23 protein-coding genes are annotated in these 25,061 nt (G+C 72.8%); 15 read left to right on the forward strand and 8 right to left on the reverse strand.

Features of this window, described 5'->3' with window-relative positions; translation table 11 throughout:
- Positions 1 to 44 precede the first annotated feature (44 nt).
- From ACFYWM_RS00715 to ACFYWM_RS00735, 5 genes are all read left to right on the forward strand, one after another.
- Positions 45 to 749, forward strand: coding sequence for a YggS family pyridoxal phosphate-dependent enzyme (locus tag ACFYWM_RS00715; RefSeq protein ID WP_389906928.1), 705 nt, complete (start codon positions 45 to 47; stop codon positions 747 to 749).
- A gap of 120 nt (positions 750 to 869) precedes the next feature.
- Positions 870 to 1,373, forward strand: coding sequence for a cell division protein SepF (locus tag ACFYWM_RS00720; RefSeq protein ID WP_389906930.1), 504 nt, complete (start codon positions 870 to 872; stop codon positions 1,371 to 1,373).
- Positions 1,374 to 1,455: 82 nt separating this feature from the next.
- Entirely contained in the window at positions 1,456 to 1,743 is a 288-nt protein-coding gene (locus ACFYWM_RS00725; RefSeq protein ID WP_344748313.1) for a YggT family protein, read from the forward strand.
- Between the two features lie 49 nt (positions 1,744 to 1,792).
- The gene (locus ACFYWM_RS00730; protein WP_350973933.1) at positions 1,793 to 2,650 is read left to right on the forward strand and encodes a DivIVA domain-containing protein; all 858 of its coding nucleotides are present in this window, start codon (positions 1,793 to 1,795) and stop codon (positions 2,648 to 2,650) included.
- A 42-nt stretch (positions 2,651 to 2,692) separates the two neighbouring features.
- Positions 2,693 to 4,978 carry a hypothetical protein gene (locus tag ACFYWM_RS00735; protein ID WP_389906932.1) on the forward strand — a complete coding sequence of 762 codons (2,286 nt, stop codon included), beginning with the start codon at positions 2,693 to 2,695 and terminating at the stop codon, positions 4,976 to 4,978.
- A 225-nt stretch (positions 4,979 to 5,203) separates the two neighbouring features.
- On the opposite strand, the gene ileS is transcribed toward ACFYWM_RS00735, so the two are convergent.
- Positions 5,204 to 8,362 (reverse strand): isoleucine--tRNA ligase, encoded by a 3,159-nt coding sequence (ileS, locus tag ACFYWM_RS00740; RefSeq protein WP_389906934.1) that lies wholly within the window; start codon positions 8,360 to 8,362, stop codon positions 5,204 to 5,206.
- A gap of 473 nt (positions 8,363 to 8,835) precedes the next feature.
- Here ileS and ACFYWM_RS00745 point away from each other — a divergent pair, with 473 nt between their 5' ends.
- From ACFYWM_RS00745 to ACFYWM_RS00755, 3 genes are read left to right on the forward strand one after another with little or no spacing between them, the layout of a single operon-like run.
- On the forward strand, positions 8,836 to 9,255 hold the full coding sequence (locus ACFYWM_RS00745; RefSeq protein ID WP_389906936.1) for a TraR/DksA family transcriptional regulator: 420 nt from the start codon (positions 8,836 to 8,838) through the stop codon (positions 9,253 to 9,255).
- Positions 9,219 to 9,863 carry a signal peptidase II gene (locus ACFYWM_RS00750; protein WP_389906938.1) on the forward strand — a complete coding sequence of 215 codons (645 nt, stop codon included), beginning with the start codon at positions 9,219 to 9,221 and terminating at the stop codon, positions 9,861 to 9,863. The genes ACFYWM_RS00745 and ACFYWM_RS00750 overlap by 37 nt, the downstream gene beginning before the upstream one ends.
- Positions 9,856 to 10,785 (forward strand): RluA family pseudouridine synthase, encoded by a 930-nt coding sequence (locus ACFYWM_RS00755; protein ID WP_389906940.1) that lies wholly within the window; start codon positions 9,856 to 9,858, stop codon positions 10,783 to 10,785. Before ACFYWM_RS00750 ends, ACFYWM_RS00755 begins: the two co-directional genes overlap by 8 nt.
- A 40-nt stretch (positions 10,786 to 10,825) precedes the next feature.
- Here the strand turns inward: ACFYWM_RS00755 and ACFYWM_RS00760 are convergent, their stop codons facing one another.
- The 7 genes from ACFYWM_RS00760 to ACFYWM_RS00790 form a co-directional block, all read right to left on the reverse strand.
- Positions 10,826 to 12,373 (reverse strand): protein kinase, encoded by a 1,548-nt coding sequence (locus ACFYWM_RS00760; protein ID WP_389906942.1) that lies wholly within the window; start codon positions 12,371 to 12,373, stop codon positions 10,826 to 10,828.
- 43 nt (positions 12,374 to 12,416) lie between these two features.
- On the reverse strand, positions 12,417 to 13,793 hold the full coding sequence (locus tag ACFYWM_RS00765) for an acetyl/propionyl/methylcrotonyl-CoA carboxylase subunit alpha (protein WP_389906944.1): 1,377 nt from the start codon (positions 13,791 to 13,793) through the stop codon (positions 12,417 to 12,419).
- Positions 13,790 to 14,410, reverse strand: a complete 621-nt coding sequence (locus tag ACFYWM_RS00770; protein ID WP_389906946.1) for an acetyl-CoA carboxylase biotin carboxyl carrier protein — start codon at positions 14,408 to 14,410, stop codon at positions 13,790 to 13,792. The genes ACFYWM_RS00765 and ACFYWM_RS00770 overlap by 4 nt, the downstream gene beginning before the upstream one ends.
- Before the next feature lie 7 nt (positions 14,411 to 14,417).
- On the reverse strand, positions 14,418 to 16,112 hold the full coding sequence (locus tag ACFYWM_RS00775; RefSeq protein WP_389906948.1) for an acetyl-CoA carboxylase carboxyltransferase subunit alpha: 1,695 nt from the start codon (positions 16,110 to 16,112) through the stop codon (positions 14,418 to 14,420).
- Positions 16,109 to 16,447, reverse strand: coding sequence for a TcmI family type II polyketide cyclase (locus ACFYWM_RS00780; protein ID WP_389906950.1), 339 nt, complete (start codon positions 16,445 to 16,447; stop codon positions 16,109 to 16,111). The genes ACFYWM_RS00775 and ACFYWM_RS00780 overlap by 4 nt, the downstream gene beginning before the upstream one ends.
- 310 nt (positions 16,448 to 16,757) lie before the next feature.
- Positions 16,758 to 17,432, reverse strand: coding sequence for a response regulator (locus ACFYWM_RS00785; RefSeq protein ID WP_389906952.1), 675 nt, complete (start codon positions 17,430 to 17,432; stop codon positions 16,758 to 16,760).
- Complete coding sequence (locus ACFYWM_RS00790; RefSeq protein ID WP_389906954.1) at positions 17,411 to 18,262, reverse strand: sensor histidine kinase; 852 nt, start codon at positions 18,260 to 18,262, stop codon at positions 17,411 to 17,413. Before ACFYWM_RS00790 ends, ACFYWM_RS00785 begins: the two co-directional genes overlap by 22 nt.
- A gap of 619 nt (positions 18,263 to 18,881) precedes the next feature.
- Between ACFYWM_RS00790 and ACFYWM_RS00795 the strand changes: the two genes are divergently transcribed.
- Genes ACFYWM_RS00795 through ACFYWM_RS00825 form a run of 7 tightly spaced genes read left to right on the forward strand, consistent with a single transcriptional unit; the run spans position 18,882 to position 25,037 of the window.
- On the forward strand, positions 18,882 to 19,235 hold the full coding sequence (locus tag ACFYWM_RS00795; RefSeq protein WP_389906955.1) for a SchA/CurD-like domain-containing protein: 354 nt from the start codon (positions 18,882 to 18,884) through the stop codon (positions 19,233 to 19,235).
- A complete protein-coding gene (locus ACFYWM_RS00800) occupies positions 19,232 to 19,981 on the forward strand; it encodes an SDR family oxidoreductase (protein WP_389906957.1) in 750 nt (249 codons plus the stop codon). Before ACFYWM_RS00795 ends, ACFYWM_RS00800 begins: the two co-directional genes overlap by 4 nt.
- Positions 19,978 to 20,400, forward strand: coding sequence for an antibiotic biosynthesis monooxygenase family protein (locus ACFYWM_RS00805; protein ID WP_389906959.1), 423 nt, complete (start codon positions 19,978 to 19,980; stop codon positions 20,398 to 20,400). The genes ACFYWM_RS00800 and ACFYWM_RS00805 overlap by 4 nt, the downstream gene beginning before the upstream one ends.
- Entirely contained in the window at positions 20,397 to 21,623 is a 1,227-nt protein-coding gene (locus tag ACFYWM_RS00810) for an FAD-dependent monooxygenase (protein ID WP_389906961.1), read from the forward strand. The genes ACFYWM_RS00805 and ACFYWM_RS00810 overlap by 4 nt, the downstream gene beginning before the upstream one ends.
- A complete protein-coding gene (locus tag ACFYWM_RS00815; protein ID WP_389906963.1) occupies positions 21,620 to 22,945 on the forward strand; it encodes an SAM-dependent methyltransferase in 1,326 nt (441 codons plus the stop codon). Before ACFYWM_RS00810 ends, ACFYWM_RS00815 begins: the two co-directional genes overlap by 4 nt.
- Positions 22,942 to 23,778: a cupin domain-containing protein gene (locus ACFYWM_RS00820; protein WP_389906965.1), complete on the forward strand. Its 837-nt coding sequence runs from the start codon at positions 22,942 to 22,944 to the stop codon at positions 23,776 to 23,778. Before ACFYWM_RS00815 ends, ACFYWM_RS00820 begins: the two co-directional genes overlap by 4 nt.
- On the forward strand, positions 23,775 to 25,037 hold the full coding sequence (locus ACFYWM_RS00825; RefSeq protein WP_389906967.1) for a beta-ketoacyl-[acyl-carrier-protein] synthase family protein: 1,263 nt from the start codon (positions 23,775 to 23,777) through the stop codon (positions 25,035 to 25,037). Before ACFYWM_RS00820 ends, ACFYWM_RS00825 begins: the two co-directional genes overlap by 4 nt.
- Positions 25,038 to 25,061 lie beyond the last annotated feature (24 nt).

The raw sequence follows: 25,061 nt of genomic DNA on the forward strand, positions 1-25,061 counted from the left end.
AAGAATGGGCCCCGCCGGTTTGCCAGTGTCCGAGCGGCGGAGATGTGACGGAAACAACACGACGTGACGAGATCGCGGCCGGGCTGGCCCGGGTCGAGGCGCAGATCGCCGAAGCCTGCCGGGCCTCCGGCCGTCACCGCGAGGAGCTGACGCTCATCGCGGTGAGCAAGACCTACCCCGCCTCCGACGTACGGCTGCTGGCCGAGCTCGGGATCACCGACGTCGGGGAGAACCGCGACCAGGAGGCCTCCGCCAAGGCGCGCGAGTGCGCCGGGCTCGGTCTTCGCTGGCACTTCGTCGGCCAGCTGCAGACCAACAAGGTCCGCTCGGTGGCCGGCTACGCGGACGTCGTCCACTCGGTCGACCGCCCGCGCCTGGTCACCGCGCTGAGCAGGGAGGCGGCCGGGGCGGGACGCACGATCACCTGCCTGGTGCAGGTCGCGCTCGACGGCGACCCCGGGCGGGGCGGGGCGAGGCCCGCGGAGGTGGAGGCCCTGGCCGACGCCGTCGCCGGGGCCGAGGGGCTCGAACTGGGCGGGGTGATGGCGGTGGCGCCGTTGGGCGAGGAGCCGGGCGGGGCGTTCGCGAGGCTGGGGGAGATCGCGCGGTCCGTCCGGAAGGCCCACCCGGGCGCGGGTGTCATCTCGGCGGGGATGAGCGGGGACATGTCCCAGGCGATCGCCAACGGCGCGACACACCTGCGTGTCGGTACGGCGTTGCTCGGTCGCAGGAAGCCCTTCGTCAGGTAATGTCCCTTCAAGTGGACCTTGGCGTCCGCGTATCCGGACAGCGGTGGAACGGTGGTGAGCTCAGGGCGGTCGGGCAGGCCCCTCGGGCACATCTGACGTAAGACGGAGGAAGAAGTAGCGATGGCCGGCGCGATGCGCAAGATGGCGGTCTACCTCGGTCTTGTTGAGGACGACCGCTACGAGAGATACGACAGCTACCCCGACGACGAGTACGAGGAGTTCGACGACACGCGCCGCGAGGGCGACGAACGCCCTGGCACGGTCCACGACCTCCAGGACGACACCGACCCCGGCGTGCCGGCTCCGAGGCCCGCGACGGCCCTCCTGGAGCGCCGCACGACCGATCTGGCGCGTATCACCACGCTCCACCCCCGCACGTACAACGAGGCGCGCACCATCGGCGAGCACTTCCGCGACGGCACCCCGGTCATCATGAACCTGACCGAGATGGTTGACAGCGACGCCAAGCGGCTGGTCGATTTCGCGGCAGGTCTCGTCTTTGGCCTACACGGCAGCATCGAACGTGTTACCAACAAGGTGTTCCTGTTGTCCCCAGCCAATGTCGAGGTGACCGCCGAGGACAAGGCCCGAATCGCGGAACGCGGATTCTTCAACCAGAGCTAGAGTTCCACCATGAACAGTGACCGGCCCGACAGGTCCCGACAGGACAGTGGACGGCAGAGCGGAGTGGAGGCGGGTACGGACCGTGGGGATCGTTAGCGGGATCTTGGTCTTCGTCCTGTCCATCTATCTCATCCTGCTGATCGGCAGAATGATCTTCGAGACGGTGCAGGCGTTCGCACGTCAGTGGCGCCCCACCGGCATCGTCCTGGTGCTGGCGGAAGCCGTATACACGGTGACCGACCCACCTCTCAAGTTCCTCCGCCGTTTCATTCCACCACTCCGGTTGGGTACGGTGGCCTTTGACCTAAGCTTCACAGTGCTGTTCATTGTGGTCTTGGTCTTGATCCAACTCGTGTCCGCGCTTCGTTGATCGGGTACCGTCCCCCCGGACAGACTCCAAGCGCGCCAAGGAGACCGAAATGCCGCTGACGCCCGCCGACGTGCGGAACAAGCAATTCAGTACGACCCGACTCAGGCCGGGTTACGACGAGGAAGAGGTAGACGCCTTCCTCGATGAGGTCGAGTCCGAGTTGGACCGTCTCATACAGGAGAACGAGGAGCTTCGCGCCAAGCTGGCGGAGTGCCTGCGGGGCAAGGTCCCCGGCGGTATGGGCATGGCCATGGCGCCCGCCCCCATCGCCGAGCCCAAGCCCGAGATGATGATGCAGCAGCCGGAGCCGATGCGCGCTCCCGAGCCGGTGCAGCATCAGCAGCCCGTTCCCGTCGGAATGGGAATGCCTCCGGCCGAGGACAACATGGACACCGCGGCCCGCGTGCTCGCCCTCGCGCAGCAGACGGCCGACCAGGCCATCGCCGACGCCCGCCGGGAGGCGGACGAGACGGTGACCCGGGCCCGTCGCGAGGCCGACGACATCCTCGGCAAGGCACGTCGCCAGGCCGAGCAGGTCATCGGTGACGCGCGTGCCCGCGCGGAGACGCTGGAGCGCGACGCGCAGGAGCGGCACCGTCAGGCCATGGGCTCCCTGGTGCAGACCCGCGACGAGCTGGAGCGCAAGGTCGAGGAGCTTCGCAGCTTCGAGCGCGAGTACCGCAGCCGCCTGAAGCTGTACCTGGAGAACCAGCTCGCCGAGCTGAACGTCGCCGCCGAGGGCAGCGGCGGGTTCCCGATCGTGAGCGGGCCCCCGGCCATGTCCCACGCGGTGGCTCAGGGCGGTCAGCCGACCCTCCAGAGCGCGCCCAACCCGTTCGGCGGCGATCCCTCGCAGCACTCCGGTGCCTTCCAGGGCGTTGACGGTCCTCACAACGACCGCCGCTAAGGTGTCGGGTCATCCCCTTGACCCGCATCCGGGAGTCTCTCTGTGATCCTCATCAGCGCCGGTTTGGTACTCACGGCCATCGTCCTGCTCATCGCGGGATTCGTGCTGGCCAAGCCATTCCTGGTCATTTGGTCGATCGCGGTCAGCATGCTGTCCGCAGTCTTCCTGGTGATCGGGGCGTTGCTGCGCCGCCACGAGTTGTTCCCCGGCGGAGCCGCCGGGGCCTCTCAACCCCTTCCTCCGAAGGGACCGATGCCGGCCGGGCCACTGCCCGCGCCGCACGGCGTGCCGAACCAGCCGCACGGCACGCCGCACCAGGTGCCGGGCCGGCCTCCCGCGCCACAGCAGATGATGGTGCGGCCCGGGACGCAACAGGCGCCCGCCGCCTCGGCCCAGCCGCGACGCGGCCCGGTGGCCGGGCCGGCCACCGCCGCAGCGGCGAGGCGGGGCGCCCTGGACCCCGAGGCGATCGTGCTGGTCATCCCCGGCCGTAAGCGCTACCACGTCGCGGGATGCCGCCAGCTGGCCGGCAGGGAGCATGAGGAGCTCACCCACGAGGAGGCGCGGGAGGAGGGCTTCACGCCCTGCACCACGTGCCTGCCCGCAGACCCTGCCTCCGGGCCCCAGCAGCGGGAGACCCCGCCCGGGGCGCGCACGCCCGAGGCGCCGCTGAACGTCTCCCGCGAGTCCGGCTCCCTCGGCGACACCCGCGAGCCCGGCCCCCAGGAGGCCACCGCCCGCTTCACCGCCCCGTACCGGCCCGTACGACCTGGTCAGCCCGGTCAGCCCACGGCCCCGGCCGGTGGGCAGCAGGCCCCTGGAGCGCGGCCCGAGTCCCAGCGGCCCGAGTCCCAGCGGCCCGAACCTCAGAGGCCCGAGTCCCAGCAGTCCCGGCGGCCCGAGTCCCAGCGACCCGAGCAGCGGCCCGGGGCCGAGACCTCGCGAACCAGGGCTGAGTCCCCGGCGTCCCCGGCGTCCTCGACGTCTCAGACATCTCCGGCCGCCGGACGCGACGCCGCACCCGCCGGTTCGGAGACCTCCGTGACCAGGAGCGAGGGCACCGCGTCCCGCCAGGAGGCCCAGCGCCCCCCGCAGGAGCCCGTCGTCCCGGTCGCCCGGCCCTACATCCAGTCTCCCGAGCCGCAGGCGCGGCCCCAGGAGCCCGCGGGCTCCCCGCCCCGCCCCGCGGAGCAGGCGGCCCGTCCGGCTGCGGAGCAGCGGACTCGCCCGGAGCAGCAGGCCCGTTCCGCCGAGCAGCCGGCTCGCCCGGCCGCGGTCCAGCTGCCGCGGATCCCCGAGATCCCGCACGCCGCGTCCGAGGCCACCAGCTGGTTCAGCCGTGACGTGGTCGCGCAGGCGAGCGCGGCGGCCTCCGCCACGTCCGCGGACGCCTCCGCCAAGCCCGATTCCGCCTCCGCGAAGTCCGAGCCCAAGCCCGCCGAGACCGAGCCTGCCAGGCCCGCCGAGACCGAGCCCGCCGCCCCGGACGCCTCCGGTCCCTCCGGGACGTCCGCCACGGCCGTCTCCGCGAGCCGCGCCGGAGCGCCCGAGCCGGCCGCGCCCGCGAGGCCCGGGTCCACCGGGCCCGAGGACGCCGAGGCCGAGCCCACCAGGCCCGCCACGTCCAGGCCCGCGAAGGCCGAACCGGCCGGGAGCGGACCTGCCAGGGCCGAATCCGCCACCGCGAGGACCGAGCCCGCGAAGGCCGACCCTGCCGGAGGGAAGGCCCGCGCCGAGGCCGTCCCCGGTGAGAAGTCCTCCCCCGAGAAGGCCGAGACCGTGACCGCCGGGCGGGACGTCTCCTCGGAGCCCCCGGGTCCCTCCGGGCGAGAGACCCCCGCCAAGGGCGACACCCCCGAACCGGTGGAGCCGGCCGAGACCGCACCCGGGCGCGCCGGGCGGCAGGTAGCGGCCGACTCCACCTCCGCGGAACCCGCCGCGGCCCCCGAGGCGGCCTCGACCGGCGCGACGCCCGAAGCCGCCACCGGCTCCTCCCGCGACGACCGCGGCGCCTCCGACGACGACGGCGACGACGGCGACCACGGCGACCACGGCGACGCCACCTTTTCCGGCGGCATCCCCGCCCTCAAGGACCGGCCGCGTCCCGAGGCCCAGGAGGCCCAGGAGGCTCCGCAGGCCCGGGAGGACGAGGCTGACAGCGAGACGGTCACGGTCATCGTCGGCACCCGCCGTTTCCACGATTCCGACTGCCCTCTCGTCAAGGGCGCCAGCGTGAGCGGCAACGGCGTCGAGACCACGTCCCGGGCCCAGGCCGAGAAGGCCGGTCTGACCAACTGCCCGATCTGCCGCCAGAACCGCCGGCCGTGATCTGACCGGCCCACCAGGCCAGGTTCCAAGTGCCTGGCCTGTCGTCGTCGCAGAAGTCGTCGCGAAAGTCGTGAAACAGGACGGCCGGTGTCGCGGGGAGGGCGTCCCCACGACCCCGGCCGTGTCCGCGTCCGTACGCGATCCCGCTCTCGCCGGCCTTCCCGGGCCGCTCCGATCCGGCCTGGCCGTTCGGAGCGGGGCAGGCCGGATCGCCGGGACCGGAGGTCAGACCGTCGTCGTCGTGCGGCGGAGCTGGAAGGTCAGGCCCAGCTCGGCGTCGCTGTGGGCGGGGAGGTCGTCGGCGCCGCCCTCGGTGAGGGAGACGGCGAGGACCTCGTCGGCCACCGTCCGCCCCTGGGTCCGCAGCGCCTCGGCCAGGTCGGCGTCGCCGGTGGACCACCACACGTCGATCCGGTCGGTGATCGACAGGCCGGTGGACTTGCGGGTGTCCTGGAGCAGGCGGATGACGTCGCGGATCAGGCCCGAGCGGCGCAGCTCGTCGGTGATGGTGAGGTCGAGGGCGACGGTCTCACCGGCGCCGGCCTCCACCGCCCAGCCCGACCTGGGCTGCTCGGTGACGATCACGTCGTCGGCGCCGAGTTCCACGCTGCCCAGCTCTCCCGCCTCCACCGCGACCGGCGAGCCGGTACGGAGCGCGCGGGCGAGCTCGGCGGGGTCGGCGGCGGTGACGGCCGAGGCGACCAGCTTGGTCTGCGAGCCGAACCGCTTGCCCAGCGCCCGGAAGTTGGGCTTCACGGTGAAGGACACCAGGTCGGCGCCGATCCCCGACAGGTCCTCCAGGTCCTTCACGTTGAGCTCGTCGGCGATGAGCTCGCGCAGCTCAGGGGAGAGCGCGGCCCAGCCGGGGGCGCCGACCAGGGCGCGGCCGAGCGGCTGGCGGGTCTTGACCCCGCTGGAGGCGCGGGCCGAGCGGCCCAGCTCCACCAGGCGGCGGACCAGCGCCATCCGCTCGGACAGCTCCGGGTCCAGCAGCTCGCCGTTGACCTCGGGCCAGGTGGCCAGGTGGACCGAGGAGGGGGCCTCGGGGTCGCGGAGCACGTCCCAGACGTAGTCGGTGGTGAACGGCACCACCGGGGCCATCAGCCGGGTGACGGTCTCCAGGCACTCGTACAGCGTGGCGAACGCCGCGGGGTCGCCGGTCCAGAAGCGGCGGCGGGAGCGGCGCACGTACCAGTTGGACAGGTCGTCGAGGAACTCGGCGAGGCGGCGTCCGACGCGGGCGGTGTCGAAGACGTCCAGCGACGCGGTGACCTCGGCCACGGTCCGGTGCAGCTCGGCGAGGGCCCAGCGGTCGATGAGCGGGCGCTCGTCGTACGCGGGTGCCTCGGCGAGCCGGGACGGCGACCAGGACTCGGTGTTGGCGTACAGGGTGAAGAACGACGTGGTGTTCCAGTAGGTGAGCAGGACCTTGCGGACGATCTCCTCCAGGGCGCCGTGTCCCACCCTGCGGGCCGCCCACGGCGAGCCCGAGCAGGCCATGTACCAGCGCAGCGCGTCGGCGCCGTGCTGGTCCATCAGCGGCATCGGCTTGAGCACGTTGCCCAGGTGCTTGCTCATCTTGCGGCCGTCCTCGGCGAGGATGAGGCCGAGGCAGAGCACGTTCTCGTACGAGGACCTGCCGAAGACGAGCGTGCCGACCGCCATCAGCGAGTAGAACCAGCCGCGGGTCTGGTCGGTGGCCTCGCAGATGAACTGGGCGGGGTAGGCCTTCTCCAGCATCTCCTCGTTGAGGTACGGGGCACCCCACTGGGCGAACGGCATCGAGCCGGAGTCGTACCAGGCGTCGATCACGTCGGGCACCCGGCGCGCCTCGTTACCGCAGGTGGGGCAGGGCAGCGTGACGTCGTCGACGTAGGGGCGGTGCGGGTCGAGCGCGGAGACGTCCTGGCCGGACAGGCGGCTCAGCTCGTCCAGCGAGCCGACGCAGGTGACGTGCGACTCGTCGGCGGTGCAGACCCACAGGGGCAGCGGGGTGCCCCAGTAGCGCGAGCGCGACAGCGACCAGTCGACGTTGTTGCGCAGCCACTCGCCGAACCGGCCCCACTTGATCGTCTCGGGGTACCAGCTGGTCTTCTCGTTCTCGGCGAGGAGCTGGTCCTTGATCGCGGTGGTGCGGATGTACCAGGCGGGCAGGGCGTAGTAGAGCAGCGCGGTGTGGCAGCGCCAGCAGTGCGGGTAGCTGTGCTCGAAGTGGCTGCCCCAGTAGAGCAGGCCGCGCTCGCGCAGGTCGGCGGTGAGCCCCTCGTCGGCGTCCTTGAAGAACTGCCCGCCGACCTGGGGCACGCCGTCGAGGAACCGGCCGTCGGGGCCGATCGGGTTGACCACGGGCAGCCCGTACCGCTTGCAGGTCGTCATGTCGTCGGCGCCGAAGGCGGGCGCCTGGTGGACCAGGCCGGTGCCGTCCTCGGTGGTGACGTAGTAGCCGAGCACCACGTAGTGCGCGCCGGGGATGTCGACCAGCTCGAAGGGCCGCGTGTAGGTGGTGTGCTCCAGGTCGGCGCCCTGGAAGGCGGCGAGCACCTCGGCGCCCTCGCCCAGCGCGGCGGCGAGCAGCGGCTCGGCCACCACCAGGACCTCGTCGGACCCGGCGGGGCGGGCCGCGACGTAGGTCACGTCGGGGTGCACGGCCACGGCGGTGTTGGAGACCAGGGTCCACGGCGTGGTGGTCCAGATCAGCAGCGAGGCGCCGAGGTCGGCGAGCGGCCCCGAGGTCGCGGGCATGCGGACGTAGACCGACGGGCTGGTGACGGTCTCGTAGCCGCCCGGCTGGCCCAGCTCGTGGTCGGACAGGCCGGTGCCGCAGCGGGGGCAGTACGGGGTGATGCGGAAGTCGCGGGTGAGCAGGTCCTTGTCGAAGATGACCTTGAGCGACCACCAGACGGACTCCACGTAGGCCGGGTCCATCGTGCGGTAGGCCTGGGACAGGTCGATCCAGTACCCCATCCGCTCGGTCATCTCCTCGAAGGCGTCCACGTGCTTCAGCACGGACTCGCGGCACCGGTCGTTGAACTCGGCGATGCCGTACGCCTCGATCTCCTTCTTGCCGGAGAGGCCGAGTTCCTTCTCGACGGCGACCTCGACGGGCAGGCCGTGACAGTCCCAGCCCGCCTTGCGGGGCACGTTGAAGCCGCGCATCGACTTGTAGCGGGGGAAGAGGTCCTTGAAGACGCGGGCCTCGACGTGGTGGACGCCGGGCATGCCGTTGGCGGTGGGCGGGCCCTCGTAGAAGACCCAGTTGGGGCCGCCGGCGTTCTGCTCGACCGAGCGCTCGAAGATCTTGCCGTCCCGCCAGCGGTCGAGCACCTCGTGCTCAAGCGCGGGAAGATCGACCTGCGCAGGAAGAGAACGGAAATAGGCGGACATGATGGGCTGGACCTCCACGCTGGAACCGGCTCTGGCGTGAAGGGACGAGGCCGTGCGGCCCCGCGGTACCACCCTTCTTGACCTTCGCGAGAACGCGGAAGGCCCTCTTCCTTCGGTCTGCTGCCGGGTCTACCGGGCCGCCTTGTGAACCAGGCACGGCCGTTCTTCCGGCGGCTCCGGGGTGATCGTGCCTTCGCGCCTCGCCCCGGGCTCGCACCGTCCCCGGGTCGCTCGTGCGAGGGGATGCGGAGGTTGCTGTCCCCATCAACGCCTTGCAGGCTCACACGATAACGCACCCGCCCCCCGGAAGCTTCCCCGTATTGAGGTCCGCTGGGCGGAATCAGGGGGAAGCGACCGGATGTTACGGGAGTGGTAAAGATTGCGGCGGGTCGTTTGCCGTTCTGTTATGGGAGACCTAAGCTGCCCGCACCGTTTACCACATTGGAGACGGTCCATCGAACAAGGAGGCCGCCATGGCCGCGACCGTGCGCGCAGACAACAGCGCGGTGGCGCCGTCCCAGGACGGCGCCGTCGTCACCTGGTCGGCCGAGGAGCTCAAGGAGGTCCGGGAGCAGCTGGCCACGGAGATCCGCGAGCTCACCGCGGAGATCGCCAAGGCCGAGATGGAGATCGCGTCCAGCGACGTCACCGACGGTGCGGGAGACGATCAGGCCGACGCCGGAGCCCGGACGTATGAACGCGAGCGCGAAATCGCCCTTACCCTGAACTCGCGCGACCTGGTCGCGCAGAACGAGCGAGCGATCGCCCGGATCGACGCGGGGACCTACGGAGTGTGCGAATCGTGCCATCAGCCGATCGGAAAGGAGCGCCTTCAGGCGTTTCCGAGGGCGACGCTGTGCGTGGCCTGCAAGCAGCGGGAGGAACGCCGCTGACCGGCGACACCGAGGAGGGGGCGGTTCCGGCCGCCCCCCTCCCGGCGCGGCGGATCGCCGTACTCGCGACGATCGTCCCGATCGTCTACGTCCTCGACCTCCTCACGAAGACCCTCGTGCTGAGGACCCTGGAGGGTAAGGAACCGCTCGTGGTCATCCCCGGCCTCCTGCAGTTCCGGGTGATCTTCAACTCGGGGGCGGCCTTCAGCCTCGGCACCGGGATGACGATCATCTTCACCTGTGTCGCGACCGTCGTCGTGGTGGCGATCCTGCGCACCGCGCGCAACCTGCGCAGCCTGCCCTGGGCGATCACGCTGAGCCTGCTGCTCGGCGGGGCGCTCGGCAACCTCACCGACCGCATCTTCCGCTGGCCCTCGGGCTTCGGTCCCGGCAGGCCCTCGCCGCTCCAGGGGCACGTGGTCGACTTCATCGAGACCTTCCCCGGTCACTTCCCGGTCTGGAACATCGCCGACTCGTCGATCGTCTGCGGCGGCATCCTGGCGGTCATCCTCGCCTGGCGGGGCTACCAGATCGACGGCACGCGCGACACGGGAGCCGCGAAGACCACGAAGGACACGAAGGAAATCAAGGAGAACAACGATGGCTGACCGGCGAAGCCTCCCCGTCCCCGACGGGCTGGAGGGCGAGCGCCTCGACGCCGCCCTGTCACGCCTGTTCGGCCTGTCCCGCACGCGCGCGGCCGAGCTGATCGTCGCCGGCGACGTGCTGGTCGACGGCTCGACCGCGGTCAAGTCCGACCGGGTCCACGGCGGCGCGTGGCTGGAGGTCACCCTCCCGCCGCCGCCCACCGCGCCGATGCCGGTGGCCGAGCCGGTGCCCGGAATGCACATCGTGTACGAGGACGACGACATCGTCGTCGTCAACAAGCCCATCGGCGTGGCCGCCCACCCGACCACCGGCTGGACCGGGCCCACCGTGATCGGCGGCCTGCTGGGCGCCGGCCACCGGGTGTCCACCAGCGGCGCGGCCGAGCGCCAGGGCATCGTGCACCGGCTGGACGCCAACACCACCGGCGCGATGGTCGTCGCCAAGAGCGAGCACGCCTACTCCCACCTGAAGCGGGCCTTCAAGGAGCGTACGGTCGACAAGCGCTACCACGCGCTGGTCCAGGGCCACCCCGACCCGCACCGCGGCACCGTGGACGCGCCGATCGACCGCCACCCCGTCGGCGACGGCCGCTGGGCGGTCGTGGCCGGGGGCAAGGACTCGGTCACCCACTACGACACGATCGAGGCGTTCCGCGCGGCGTCGCTGCTGGACATCAAGCTGGAGACGGGCCGCACCCACCAGATCCGGGTCCACATGTCGGCGCTGCGCCACCCGTGCGTCGGCGACATGCTGTACGGGGCCGACCCCACCCTGGCCGCGCGCCTGGGGGTGAGCCGGCAGTGGCTGCACGCGGTCTCGCTGGCCTTCGAGCACCCCTCCACCGGGGAGTGGGTCTCCTTCAGCACCGCCTACCCCGACGACCTGGCCCACGCCCTGACGGTCGTCGCCGCCGAGTCCTGAACGGGTCCCTGCCGGGTCCCGGCAGGTCCGCCGGCGCGCCTCAGGGGTTCGTGTCGAGCGCGGCCGCCGCGGCGCCGGGGTCGACCTGGTCGGGCGAGTCGCCCTGCTGCCCGTCGCCCGGCGCGTCGTCCCCGCCCGAGCCCTCGTCGGTCCCGTCACCCCCCTGGTCCCCGCCGTCCGGCTCCTGCTCGGCGGGGTCCTCCTCGGGCTCCTCTGAGGGCTCCTGGGAGGGTTTGCCCGTCGGCTTGGGTGAGGGCTTGTCCGTCGGCCTGTCCTGCGGGGCGGGGTCGCCGTTGCCCTGCCGGTCCGGGGCCGGGCGCTCCGAGGTCCCGTTCCCGCCGTTCCGGGGGGAGTCGTCGCGCGCGGGCACCTTCGCCTGCTCAGGCTCCTTCGAGGGCTTCGCCTTCTCCGGCGCCACGCTCGACGAGGTCGGCGGCTCCTTGGGGCCCTGGGACGGGGAGTTGGCGGCGACCCACGCCACCCCTCCCGCGGTCACGGCGACGGCGAGCGCCGTCGCGACCAGGGCGGCCATCGCCGGGCGCCGCCTCCCGGGGGAGGAGGCCGGGACCGGCTCGGGTTCCGCCCCCGGCCAGGTCTGCGCGGACGGCGGCACGGGCGGCACGGCCGCGGCGGTGGGAGCGCCGTCCGGGATCGCGGCGGCCACGGGGATCACCGGGTACGGCCCGCTCGACCGCCCGGACAGCGTCTCGGCCGGCGGCTCGACGGGCATGTCCGCGGGAAGCTCGATGGGCACGGTCGGCTGCGGGGCGGTCCCGTTCACCAGCGAGCCCAGATGGACCTGCACCTCGCGGGCGGACATGCGCCGCGCGGGATCCTTGTGGAGCAGGCCGTAGATCACCGGGGCGAGCGGCCCGGCGAACCGCATCGGTGACGGCTCCTGGTGCATGACGGCGCTGAGCGTCGCCAGCGGGTGGGCCCGCTCGAAGGGGGAGCGGCCCTCGACGGCCACGTAGAGCGTCACCCCGAGCGACCACAGGTCGGAGGCGAACTCGGCCGGACCGCCGCTCGCCCGCTCCGGCGCGATGAACGCCGGGGTGCCGATGAGCGAACCGGTCCTGGTGATCGACGAGTCGCCCTCCAGGACGGCGATGCCGAAGTCGGTGAGCACGGCCCGCCCGTCCGCGGCGATCAGCACGTTGTCGGGCTTCACGTCGCGGTGCAGGACGCCCGCGTGGTGGGCGGCGAGCAGCGCGCCCAGCACCTCCAGCCCGATCCGCGCCACCCGCATCGGTGGCAGCGGCCCGTCCTCCCTGATCACCGCTCCGAGCGTGCGGGAGTCGACCAGCTGCATGACGATCCAGGGGCGACCCTGCTCCTCGATCACGTCGTAGACCGTCGCCACCCCCGGGTGCCCGATCCGCCCGGCGGCGCGGGCCTCCCTGAGGGTCCGGACGGTGAAGACCTCGCGTTCGGGCTCGGTGAGGTCGGGGGAGGGGATGACCTCCTTGATCGCCACATCGCGGCCCAGCACCTCGTCACGGGCTCTCCAGACCGTTCCCATGCCTCCTCGGCCGATGCGTTCGAGCAGGCGGTAGCGGGCTCCGATGATTCCCTGAGAATCGGTCATGTGCTGGCGAGTACCCCGGATTTACGCTGGCATTCAGAAAAGTTTACGCAGACCAGGGTATATGTCCCCGCTCGCTCATGAACGCGTCCACGAATCCGGTGCTGTGCTCACCCGCGGCGAACCCCGGTTGTGCGAGCAGATCGCGCAGCAGCGGGATGGTGGTGGCCACCCCCGGCCCCTCCACGGCGAACTCGGCGAGCGCGCGGTCGGCCCTGGCGACGGCCTCCCGCCGGGTGGGCGCCCAGACGACCAGTTTCGCGATCATCGAGTCGTAGTCCGGCGGTATCGCGTCGCCCTGGGCGAACCCGGAGTCGACCCGCACGCCGGGCCCGCCGGGCGGGCGGAAGACCTCCAGCCGGCCGGGGGCGGGACGGAACCCCGCGCCGGGGTCCTCGGCGTTCACCCGGCACTCGATGGCCGCGCCGGTGAGGCGGACCTGCTCCTGGGTGAAGGACAGGCGCTCGCCCGCGGCCACCCGGATCTGCTCCCTGACCAGGTCGATCCCGGTGAGCATCTCGGTGACCGGGTGCTCGACCTGGATGCGGGCGTTGATCTCCATGAACGTCGCCTCCCCGCCCGGGCCGACCAGGAACTCCATCGTCCCCGCGCCGGTGTAGCCGACGTGCCGCGCCCCGGCCACCGCGTACTCGCCGAGCCGGGCCCGCACCTCCTCGGGCAGCGCGGGGCAGGGCGCCTCCTCGACGAGTTTCTGGTTGCGCCGCTGCAGCGAGCAGTCGCGCTCTCCCAGGTGTACGACGGTCCCGGCGGAGTCTCCCAGCAGCTGCACCTCCACGTGGCGGGCCACGGGCACGAACCGCTCGACGTAGACGTCGCCGTTGCCGAACAGCTGCCGGGCGGACGCGGTGGTGCGCCGGTAGACGTCGCGCAGCTCGGCCCGGTCGCGCGCCACCTCGATGCCCCGCCCGCCGCCGCCCGCGGCGGCCTTCACGATGACCGGGTAGCCGATCTCGGCGCCGACCCGCTCGGCCTCGGCGGCCGAGGGTACGGCGCCGTCGCTGCCGGGCAGGACGGGCAACCCGGCCTCGGCCATCAGGGCGCGCACCCGCGCCTTGTCGCCGACGCACTCCATGACCTCGGGTGAGGGGCCGACGAAGGTGATCCCGTTGTCCGCGCAGATCCTGGCGAAGTCGGCGTCCTCCGACAGGAAGCCGTAACCCGGGTGGATCGCCTCCGCCCCGGTCTGCAGGGCCGCCTCGATGACGGCGGGCACGGACAGGTAGCTGCGCCGCGCCGGGGCCGGGCCGATGTGGACGGCCCTGTCGGCGTAGGCCGTGAACCGGGCGTCCCGGTCGGCGGTGGAGTACACGGCGACGGTCTCGATGCCCATCTCGCGGCAGGTCCTGGCCACGCGCAGCGCGATCTCGCCCCGGTTGGCGATGAGCATCCTGGAGAAACTCATGTGCCGTCCGTCCGCAGCCGTACCAGGACCTGCCCGTACTCCACCGGCTCGCCGTCGCCCGCGACCACCTCGACGACCTCGCCCGCGTGCCCGGCGACGACCGGGTTCATCAGCTTCATGGCCTCGACGAGGCCGACCGTCCGACCGGCGTCCACCCGGTCGCCCGGCTGCACGAAGGGCGGCGCTCCCGGCTCGGCGGCGACGTAGAAGGTGCCGACGAGGGGGGAGGTCACCGCGTACGAGGAGGAGTGCTCCCGCGTTTCGTCGAGGGGGCCGGGCTCCGCAGGCCGCGCGGCCCCCTCGGGGGCGGGTACGGCGACGGGGCGGGTGTCCGCGGCGGGCCGCGTGCCGGGTGCGGCGGGCCGCGTGTCCGGTGCGGAGGACTGTGGGAAGGCCCAGGTCACCTCCAGGGCGCACTCGCCCAGGCGCAGGGAGATGGCCGCCACCGGGCCGGGGACGGTCCTGACGAGGTTGCCGGCCTCCTCGCGCAGCAGCCGCATCACCGCGTGCGCGTCCTCCTCGGAGCCGGATCTCCCGGCGACCTCGGATGCCGGTCTCCCGTTGGTCCCGGGGGCCGGTCCGCCGGGAGGCCGCTCGTCCGCCTTTGATTCGTCCACTTTCGATTCATCCACCTTCGATCACTCCCAGCCCGCGGAACCTCTCGTGGCGGTGCTTGCGCAGCTCGTCGCCGCTCAGCCCGGACAGCTCGCGCAGCGACTCCAGGACGGCCGCCCTGAGCGTGTCCATCGCCGCCGCCGGGTCCTCCTGCGCGCCGCCCCGCGGCTCGGGGACGACGCCGTCGACGACGCCGAGCCGCAGCAGCTCGGGCGCGGTGATCCGCAGGGACTCGGCCAGCTCGGGAGCGTGCGAGGGGTCGCCGTACAGGATCGTCGAGCAGCTCTCCGGGCTGATCACCGAGTAGACGGCGTGGCGCAGCATCAGCACCCGGTTGGCCACCGCGAGGGCCAGCGCCCCGCCGCTGCCGCCCTCGCCGACCACGGTCGCGACCACCGGGACCGACAGCTCCGACATGCCGGCCAGGCACTCGGCGATCGCCCAGGACTGGCCGCGCTCCTCGGCCCCGACGCCCGGGGCCGCGCCCTGGGTGTCGACGAGGGTCACCACCGGCAGGCCGAGCCGGTCGGCCAGCGACATCAGCCGCAGCGCCTTGCGGTACCCCTCGGGGTGGGCGAGGCCGAAGTTCCTGGCGACCAGCTCCGAGGTGTCGTGGCCCTTCTGGTGGCCGATGACCATCACCGGCGTCCCGTCGATCAGGCCGGTGCCGCCGACGATCGCCGGATCGTCGCCGTACGTGCGGTCGCCGTGGAGCTCCACGAAGTCCGAGCACAGGTGCCAGATGTAGTCGAGGGCGGTCGGGCGCCGGGTGTCGCGGGCCAGCCGTACGGTCTCCTGGGCGGTCAGCGTGCCGGACAGCTCGCCCGGGTCGCGGATCACCACCGCGGGCCCGCCGGAGGACGGCGGCTCCTCGGGGGGCCTGGGAGCGGCGGCACCGCCGGTCGTGGAGAGCAGCCGGGCGAGCAGGGGGCGCAGGCCGTCGCGGGGTTCGACCCGGTCGAGCATGCCCCGCGCGGCGAGGTACTCGGCGCTCTGGAACCCCCGGGGGAGCTTCTCGCGGGTCGCCGAGGCGATGACGCGCGGCCCGGCGAAGCCGACGAGCGCGCCGCGCTCGGCGACCAGCACGTCCCCGAGGGTGGCGAACGAGGCGGTGACCCCGCCGAAGGTGGGGTCGGTCAGCACGCAGACGCTGAGCACGCCCGCCCGGCGCAGCCGCCGCATCGCCTGGGCGGTCTTGCCCATCTGCATCAGGGACAGGCCGCCCTCCTGCATGCGGGCGCCGCCGGAGGCGACGGCCAGGACCAGCGGGACGCGCTCGTTCAGCGCCCGCTCGCAGGCGCGGGTGACGGCCTCGCCGACGGCCGAGCCCATGCTGCCGCCGAGGAAGGAGAAGTCCATGACGGCGACGACCACGCGGTGGCCGCCGACGGTCGCGGTGCCGTGCAGGACGGCGTCGTCCAGGCCGGTGCGTTCCCGCGCCCGGGCGAGGCGCTCGGTGTAGGGCCGGGAGTCGGTGAAGCCCAGCGGGTCGCCGCCGCGCACCTGAGCGGCGGCGCGGAAGGAGCCGTCGTCCACCAGCGTGCGGAGCCGCTCGACGGCGCCCAGCCGGTGGTGGTGACCGCACTCGGGGCAGACGCGCTGCGCGCGGGCCAGGCGGGGGGCGTACACGATGGCCGCGCAGCCGGGGCAGCGTGCCCACGGTCCGGGCGCGGTGACCGGTGCGGTGGCCGGTGAGATCGTCACAGGGCGCGCTCCTCGGGGGTCCAGTGGTAGAACCGCCGCGCCATCGCGTCGGCGGGGCCGCGCCAGGTGTCCGGGTCGTACGGCCTGACGTGCGGGTCGAGGTCCGCGCTCAGCCGCAGGAAGTCCTCCCGCCCGCGGGCGAGCGCCATCGCCTCGGCGGCGGAGCCCTCGAACTCGACGCGGTGGAGGTAGAGGTCCCGGTAGAGGAACAGGTCGCGGCGCGTCACCCCGAGCGCGCGGGGGAGCTCGCCGGCGTCGGACTCGCCGAAGAGGCGGGAGACCTCGCCGGAACCGCCGGGGCTGAGGCGGGCGACGATCAGGATCTGGTCGGGCACGGGCACTCCTCGGTGGCCGGTCGATCGGGTCCGTCCCACCGTAGGAACGCGGCCCGGCCGGTGTCGTCCGCCGCCGGCGTGAACCCCGGGCTCCTCCGGTGAGGGGACCGTCTCCTTCCCCGAGGTGAGCCGGGCCCCGAGGTGAGCCGGGCCTGAGGGGCGCCGGGCCTCAAGGTGAACCGGGCCCGAGGGCAGCCGGGCCCGAGGGCAGCCGGACCTGGGGGAGCCGGGCTGCCTTCGCGAAAGCGGGCCGGGCGCGGGACGGCCGCCTCCCCGAGGGAGGCGGCCGTCTTCGGGCTCCGGAGGCGCGTCAGCCCCGGGGGGTGGCCGCGACCAGGCCGTTCTCGTACGCGAAGATCACGATCTGCACCCGGTCGCGCACGCCGAGTTTCTGGTAGAGGTGCTGGACGTGCGACTTGATCGTGCTGTCGCCGAGCACGAGCGCGCGGGCGATCTCGTCGTTGCCGTATCCCCGTACGAGCAGCTGGAACACCTCGCGCTCCCGCTCGGTGAGCTGGCCGAGCACGGCGGTCGGCGCGGCCGAGAGCACCGGGCGCCTGGCGAACTCGTCGATGAGCTTGCGCGTCACCGAGGGCGACAGCAGGGCGTCGCCCTCGGCGACCTCGCGCACGGCGTCGACCAGCCGGTCGGTGGGCGTGTGCTTGAGGATGAAGCCGCTGGCCCCGCTGCGCAGCGCCTCGAAGACGTGCTCGTCCTGGTCGTAGATGGTCAGGATGACGACCTTCGCGGGATAGCCGGCACCCAGCTTGCAGATCTCCCTGGTGGCGGTGATGCCGTCCATGCGCGGCATGTTGATGTCCATCAGCACGACGTCCGGGCGGAGCGTCTTGACCGACTGCACCGCCTGCACCCCGTGCCGTGCCTCCCCGACCACCACGATGTCCGGCACCCCGTCGAAGATGGCGTGCAGACCGCTGCGGATCAGCGGCTGGTCGTCGGCGATCAGGACGCGGATCTTCCGCATGGCTGGTCCTCTCTGGAGATGGCGGAGGTCACGGGAATGACGGCCCGGGTGACGAAACCGCCCCCGGTCAGCGGCCCCGACTCCAGGTGGCCTCCCTGCTCGGCGACGCGTTCCGACAGGCCGTGCAGCCCCGTGCCGCCCTGCCTGCGCGGGAGGGGCATGGCCACCGCCCTCACACCGGGGGAGCGCGTCTCGTTGATCACCGAGACGCTCAGCTTCTCGCCGAAGCCGACCTCCAGGTGGACCGGGCCGGTGTGGTACTTGAGCGCGTTCGTCAGGGCCTCCTGGGCGACGCGGAACGCCGTCCGGGCGACCTCGGGCGGCACGTGGCGTTCGGCGGCGACGTTGCGCAGCCGCACGACCAGGTCGGGAAAGGGATAGCGCCCGGCGAGCTCGGTCAGCCTGGTCGACAGGAGCACGCCGTCGTCGTGGTGCCGCGGCTCCTCCCCGAGGGGGAGGCCGGGCCTCCCCCGAGAGGGAGACGGCTCGTGCCGCAGGTCCGCCAGGGTCCCTCGCAGGTCGGACAGGGTCGCCTGGACCGTCTCCTCGATGATCTGGGCCACGTGGTGGGCCGTCGCCGGCGAGCCGGTCAGTCTCCGGGCCTGGAGGGCGATGACGGTCAGGCCGTGGCCCACGCCGTCGTGCAGGTCGCGGGCGATCCGGCGCCGTTCGTGAAGTGCCGCGGCGCTCTCGCTCCTGGCCAGCATGGACCTGGTGTGCCGGCGGGCGCCGAGCGTGGACGACACGACGGCCAGGAGCGCCGCCACCGTCGAGCACAGCAGGTCGGTCCAGCTCAGCTCTGAGATGAGGTAGCCGAGAAAGGCGCTCATCGGACCCACCCCGTTGGGATCCGCTGAGATCGGCTACGTGCTGAAGATGAGAGGTGCTTGCTTTCTTGGGTTGTTTTGCCCCGTCGTTCCCCCATGAAAGGTGAGCGTAGTCAGAAAAGGTGACTATATCAAGCAAATTATATGGGCTGTCACAGACTTCATTAAGATTCTATTCTTTGCCTAATGGGGGCGTCTACTGGGACCCTTCTGTCGCACGTGGGGGGCATGGTGCCGTCTCCCTGTCCGTATCTCGCGGTCGTTCTATGGGTTCTCACAGAGGTGACTCAGGGGTTCCTAAGAAATAACCGGATAAATCATCTCATCTGTGACCGTTTAACGTGCGGGCGAGATATTCGTGCGCCGTGATGCCCGTAATTCCGTCAACGGGCTTTTCGGCTGAGACGAGAAACAAATGGTTGCTTGGTGAGCGCGGCCCCGGCCCGCGCGGGCCGGTGGCCGGGGATCTCCGGTGAGGAGCCACGGGCTCCCGCCCGAGGCGGAGAGGGCCCCACCGCCGGGGGAGCGCAGGTCCGGCCGCGGGGCGGAAGACAGCCCGGCCCGCCGCGAACAGGCTGTTCCCACAAGGCGGCGGACGGCCGCCCCGACCCAGGGAAGCCCGATGCAGCGTTACGCGATCACCTTCCAGATCAGGCCCGGTGCGGAGGCGGCGGTGAGGGAACTGCTGTCGAGCTACGACCCCCCCGAGTGGGAGACCCCCGACGGCACCCGGCTGCTGAGCACCTCGATCTTCATGAAGGGCACCACGGTCGTCCGGGTCATCGAGATCGACGGCAACCTGCCGAGCGTGATGGCCCACCTGTCCAGGCAGCCGGGCATCCAGAGGCTGGAGCGCGAGCTGGACGGCTACCTCGCGGTCCCGCGCGACATGGGCGGCCCCGACGGCGCGCGGGCCTTCTTCCTGTCGGCCCTGATGGACCACGTGACCACCCGGGTCGCGGAGCCGGTCCGATGACCGCCCCGGCCTTCGTCGTCACCGGGGCCACCGGCCGGCTCGCCGAGGCCGTGATCGAGCGGCTCGGCGCCAGGGGCGACCGGCTGCTGCTCACCGGCCGCGACAAGGACCGCCTCGCCCCGCTGGAGGGGCGGCACGGCGTCGCCGGGCGCGTCGAGACGCTCGTCACGGACGTCTCCGACCCCGAGGGCGCCCGCCTGGCCGCCGAGGAGGCGGTCGGGCGCTTCGGCAGGCTCGACGGGCTGGTCCACATGGCCGGCGGCTTCCGGGCCGGGCCGCTGTTCCTGACGGACCCCGGCGTCTACGAGCGGATGCTGCGCGACAACTTCCTGTCGGCCGTCACCGCCACCCAGGCGGTCCTGCCGCACCTGACCGAGGGCGCGCGGCTGGTCTACTTCAGCACCCCCCTCGCCGACGAGCCGCTGCCCGCGCTGTCGGCGTACGCCGCGGCGAAGGCGGCCCTGGTCGCCTGGGTCCGCTCCATCGCGCATGAGGTGAAGCGGAGCGGCATCCACGCCAACACCATCGTCATGACCATGGCCGACACCCCGGACAAGCGCCGGGAACGCCCCGGGATGAACTTCGACCACACCGTCACCCCCGACCTGGTCGCCAGGGTCGTGGCCTTCCTGACCAGCGAGGCCGCCGACGGCCTGTACGGGAGCTGCGTGCCGGTGCTGGGCAGGTTCGAGTTCGGGTCGGAACTCGGCGGCGGGCCGCCGCCCGGGGTGGGAGGTCCCCGGTGAGGGCCCGGATCGTCTTCCTGGTCAGGGTGCTCGCCGAGCGGCGGGAGGACTTCCTGGCGGCCTACGAGAAGATCCGGTACGAGGTGTCCGGCGGCGTACCGGGGCATCTCAAGGACCAGGTCTGCCAGTCGGCCACCGACCCCGAGCAGTGGCTGATCACCAGCGAGTGGCGCCGGCTGGCCGACTTCCTCGCCTGGGAGGCCACCGAGGAGCACCGCGAGCTCGTCCGGCCGATGCGGGAGTGCCTGAGCGGGGCCCGCTCGCTGCGCTTCCTGATCCGGGCGGAGACGGAGGCGGGCGCGCCGGTCGGGGAGGAAGCGGAGCCGGGCGCCTCGCCCGAAGCCGAGGCCGAAGCCGAAGTCGAGGCCGAGGCCGAGGTCGAGCCCGCCGTGGCGGCCGTCGCGCGGGGGCCCGCGTGAGGGTGGTCGTGGTCGGGGGCGGCATCGGCGGGCTGACCGTGGCGCTGGCGCTGCGGGCCGCGGGAGCCGAGGTCAGCGTGCACGAACGCGCCCCCGGACCCCGCGCGGCACGGGCGGGACACGGGCTGGTGCTCTGGCACAACGCCGTGCTGGCGCTGCGCGAGCTCGGGCTGGAGCCCGGGGTCCGCGAGATCGGTCACGAGCTGCACCGGCACCTGTTCAGGGACGCGCGCGGGCGCCGGATCGCGGAGTGGTCCATGGCGCGCATGGCGGGTCCCCTCGGCGCCCCCGTCTACAGCGTCAGCCGCCCCGGACTGCACACCCTCCTCGCCGGCCAGGTGGGGGACGACCTCGTGACGGGCTCCCGGTTCACCGGCCTCACCGCGGAGGGCGGCCGTGTCGTCGCCCGGTTCGGCGACGGCCGCGAGGAGCGGGCGGACCTGCTCGTCGGCGCGGACGGGCTGCGCTCGGCCGTACGCGCGGCGCTGCTCCCCGGGGACCCGCCGCCCCGCTACGCCGGGTTCACCGCCTTCCAGGGGGTGATCCGGCTGCCGGGTTCCGGGGTGCCCGCGAACACCTTCCTCAGCACCTGGGGACGCGGCCGGTGGTTCGTCTGCTACCGGCTCGCCGACGACCACGTCTACTGGGACGGGGTGCTCGGCGACCGGGTCGCCCCGAGGCTCGGGGTGAGCGTCCCCGACATGCTGGCCGCGGAGTTCGCCGGCTGGCCCGACCCGGTTCCCGGCCTGATCGCGGCCACCGGGGCGGACGACGTCACCCCGGTGCATGTCTTCGACCGGCCCCCGCTGCGGCGCTGGAGCCACGGCCCGGTGACGCTGCTGGGGGACGCGGCCCACCCCATGACGTTCAACCTCGGCCAGGGCGCGGGCCAGGCGATCGAGGACGCCCTCGTGCTGGCCGACGAGCTCGCCGGGGGCGACGTGCCGCGGGCGCTGGCCGCCTACGAGGCGCGGCGGGTGGGGCGCACCACCCGGATGGTCCGGCGGTCGCGGGCCAACGGCGAGCTCACCCGCTGGCGGCACCCGCTCGCCTGCGCGGCGCGCGACGCGTTCATGCGCCTCACCTTCGACCGGCTGGTCTACCGCGAGACCTACCGGCTGACCATGGCCGTCGACTTCACCGCAGGAAGCCTCCCCGCAGGAAGCCTCCCCGCAGGAAGCCTCCCCGCAGGAAGCCTCACCGCAGACAGGAGCGAGGAATGACCCGACTCATCGAAGGCCCCGGCCCGGCCGCCGGTGTGAGCCGCACCGCGGTGGTGATCGCCCAGGCCAGGGAGGCCGAGAGCGCGCGGCCCGACCGGCTCTTCGACGACCCGCTGGCGGGCCCGCTCGCCGACGCCGCGGGGCGGATCACCGGGATCAGCGAGGCGGGCCGCCGCGCCGGTGAGCACTTCGTCCTGCGCACCCGCTTCTTCGACGACCGGCTGCGCGAGGCCACGGCGGCGGGACGGCGGCAGGTGGTCCTGCTCGCCGCCGGCCTGGACACCCGCGCGTTCCGGCTCGAATGGCCCAAGGGCACCCGCCTGTTCGAGGTCGACCTGCCGGATCTGATCGCCCGTAAGGAGAGGGCACTGGCCGGCCGGGGCGTCCGGCCCGCCTGCGACCGTACGGTCGTCTCCGCCGACCTGCGCGAGGACTGGTCGTCGCCGCTGCTCGCCGCGGGCCTCGACCCCGGCGAGCCGATCGCCTGGCTGATCGAGGGCGTGCTGATGTATCTCACGCCGGAGGACGGCGCGCGCGTCCTCGGCGAGGTCTCCGAGCTGTCGCTTCCCGGCAGCAGGCTCGCCGTCGAGCACGTCAACCGGGCGTACGCCGACCTGCCGCAGATGCGGCCCGCGATGAGCAGGCTCGCCTCCACCCAGGCCGCCTGGCGGTCCGCCGTGGAGGACCCGGAGAGGTGGCTCGCCGGGTACGGCTGGCGTGCCACGGTGACCCACCAGGCCGACCTCGCCCGGGGGCTGGGGCGTCCCGTCCCCGCGATGGCGGACCCCCAAGCGGTCGGCTCGGCCCGCATCTGGCTCGTCGACGCCGTGCGCGACGGCGGACGTCCCCCGGCAGCGGCGGCAGCACCGGCCCGAGCCTCCCGAGCCTCCCGGGACACCGGCGGGCACTTCCAGGCCGCAGGCAGGCACTCGACAGACATCGGCGGGGCTCAAGACGCCGACCGCCACCTCCGATCGGCAGACACCGGCGGGGCTCAAGACACCGACCGCCACCTCCGATCGGCAGACACCGACCGACGACGGGAAACGACGACGATGCCATTCACCGACGAGAACGTGCGCGAACTGCTGCTCGCCGTGGGCCTGGACCCCGCGGCCGGGGACGACGCCCTGGAGCTCAGCTTCGACGAGCTGGACCTCGACTCGCTGGCCCGGGTGGAGATCGCCACCCGGATCCAGGACCGGTTCGGGGTGGACGTGGAGGAACAGCTGACGGCCGGGACCACGCCGTCCCTGATGAGAGAACTCGTGACCGAGCGGCTGGCCGTGACCGGCGCCGGAGGGGGAGGACGCACATCATGATCGGACACACCGACAACGCGATCGAGATCGACGCGCCCATCGGATTCGTCTGGGACCGGACGAACGACGTCCGGACCTGGCCGGAGCTCTTCTCCGAGTACGCCAAGGTGGAGGTTCTCGCCGAGTCGGACGACTCGGCGACCTTCCGGCTCACCATGCACCCCGACGAGCAGGACCGCGTCTGGTCCTGGGTGTCGGAGCGCTCCTGGGACCGCGACACCTGGACGGTCCGGGCGCGCCGGGTGGAGACCGGGCCGTTCGAGTTCATGAACATCACCTGGGTCTACGAGGAGCTCGGCCCCGACCGTACGCGCATGCGCTGGGTGCAGGACTTCCACATGAGGCCCGAGGCCCCGGTCGACACGCAGGCGATGACCGACCGGATCAACGCCGGCTCCGCGGTCCAGATGGCGCTGATCAAGGAGAGGGTGGAGCGGCGGCGCCGCCGCGTCGTGGGCTTCCACGACGTGCCGTCCAACACCCGCCGCGGCGGCGACCTGCGCACCCTGGTCTCCCCGGCGACCTGCGGTTCCTCGTCGGGCTTCTGCGGCGCCGTACGGCTGGCGCCGGGTGAGGGCGTCTCCGAGCACTACCACCCCTACTCGGAGGAGTACGTGTTCGTCGCGACCGGGACGCTCAGGGTGGACCTCGACGGCGAGCCGCTCACCGTCGGCGCCGAGCAGGCGCTGCTCGTCCCGCGCCACGTCAGGCACCGCCTCACCAATATCGGCGAGGACGACGCGCTCGTGGTCTTCCAGCTCAGCCCGCTCGCCCCGAGGCCCGAACTCGGGCACGTGGACACCGAGCCCCACCCGGAGAGGGCGGGAACATGAGGCGGGTCGTCGTCACCGGCATCGGGGTGATCGCCCCGGGCGGGGTGGGCCGGGAGGAGTTCTGGAACCGGATCGTGGACGGCAAACCGGCCGTCCGCCGGATCACCGCCTTCGACCCGTCCCCGTTCCGCTCCCAGATCGCGGCCGAGGTCGACTTCGACCCGGCCGCCTGCGGGCTCACCCCGCGCGAGGTCCGGCGGATGGACCGCTTCACCCAGCTCGCCGTCGCCTGCGCCGACGAGGCGGTGGCCGACTCCGGCCTCGACCTCGGCGCGGCCGACCCCGAGCGGGCCGGGGTCAGCCTCGGCTCGGCGGTGGGGGCGACCATCACCCTGGAGGAGGAGTACGTGGTCGCCAGCGACCGCGGCAGGGATTGGGAGGTGGACCACCGTCACCTCAAGCCGTTCGTCTACCAGGCGCTGGTGCCCTCCAGCGCGGCGGCCGAGCTCGCGGTCCGGTTCGGCGTGAACGGCCCGGCCGCCGTCGTCTCGACCGGCTGCACCTCCGGCATCGACGCCATCGGCCGGGCCTACCGGCTCGTCCAGGACGGCGAGGCGGACGTGATGATCACGGGGGCGTCGGACGCGCCGATCTCCCCGATCACCGTGGCGTGCTTCGACGCCATCCGCGCCACCAGCCCGGACAACGGCGAGCCCGAGGCGGCCTCGCGGCCCTTCGACGCCGGGCGCAGGGGCTTCGTCCTCGGCGAGGGCGCGGCGGTGCTGGTGGTGGAGGAGCTGGAACACGCCCGCCGGCGCGGCGCCCGCGTCTACTGCGAGGTCACCGGGTACGCGGCGCGGGCCAACGGCTTCCACATGACCGGCTTGCGGCCCGACGGCCTCGAACTGGGCGAGGCCATCGCCGACGCGCTCGGCCAGGCCCGGCTCGACCCCGGGGACATCGGCTACGTCAGCGCCCACGGGTCGGGGACCAGGCAGAACGACCGGCACGAGACGTCCGCCTACAAGCGGAGCCTCGGCGACCACGCCCGGCGGGTGCCGATCAGCTCGATCAAGTCGGTGATCGGCCACTCGCTCGGCGCGGTCGGCTCGATCGAGATGGCCGCCTGCGCCCTGGTGCTGCAGCGGGGCGTGGTCCCGCCCACCGCCAACCTGACCACCCCCGACCCCGAGTGCGACCTCGACTACATCCCCCTGGTCGCCCGCGAGGTGACCGCCGCGCACGCGCTCTCCGCGGGCAGCGGCTTCGGCGGTTTCCAGTCCGCGATGATCTTCTCTGACCCGGAGGCGAGCCGATGATCTTCTCTGAGCCGGAGACGGACC

The sequence above is a fragment of the Streptosporangium sp. NPDC002721 genome (assembly GCF_042888905.1).
Classification (GTDB): Bacteria; Actinomycetota; Actinomycetes; order Streptosporangiales; family Streptosporangiaceae; genus Streptosporangium.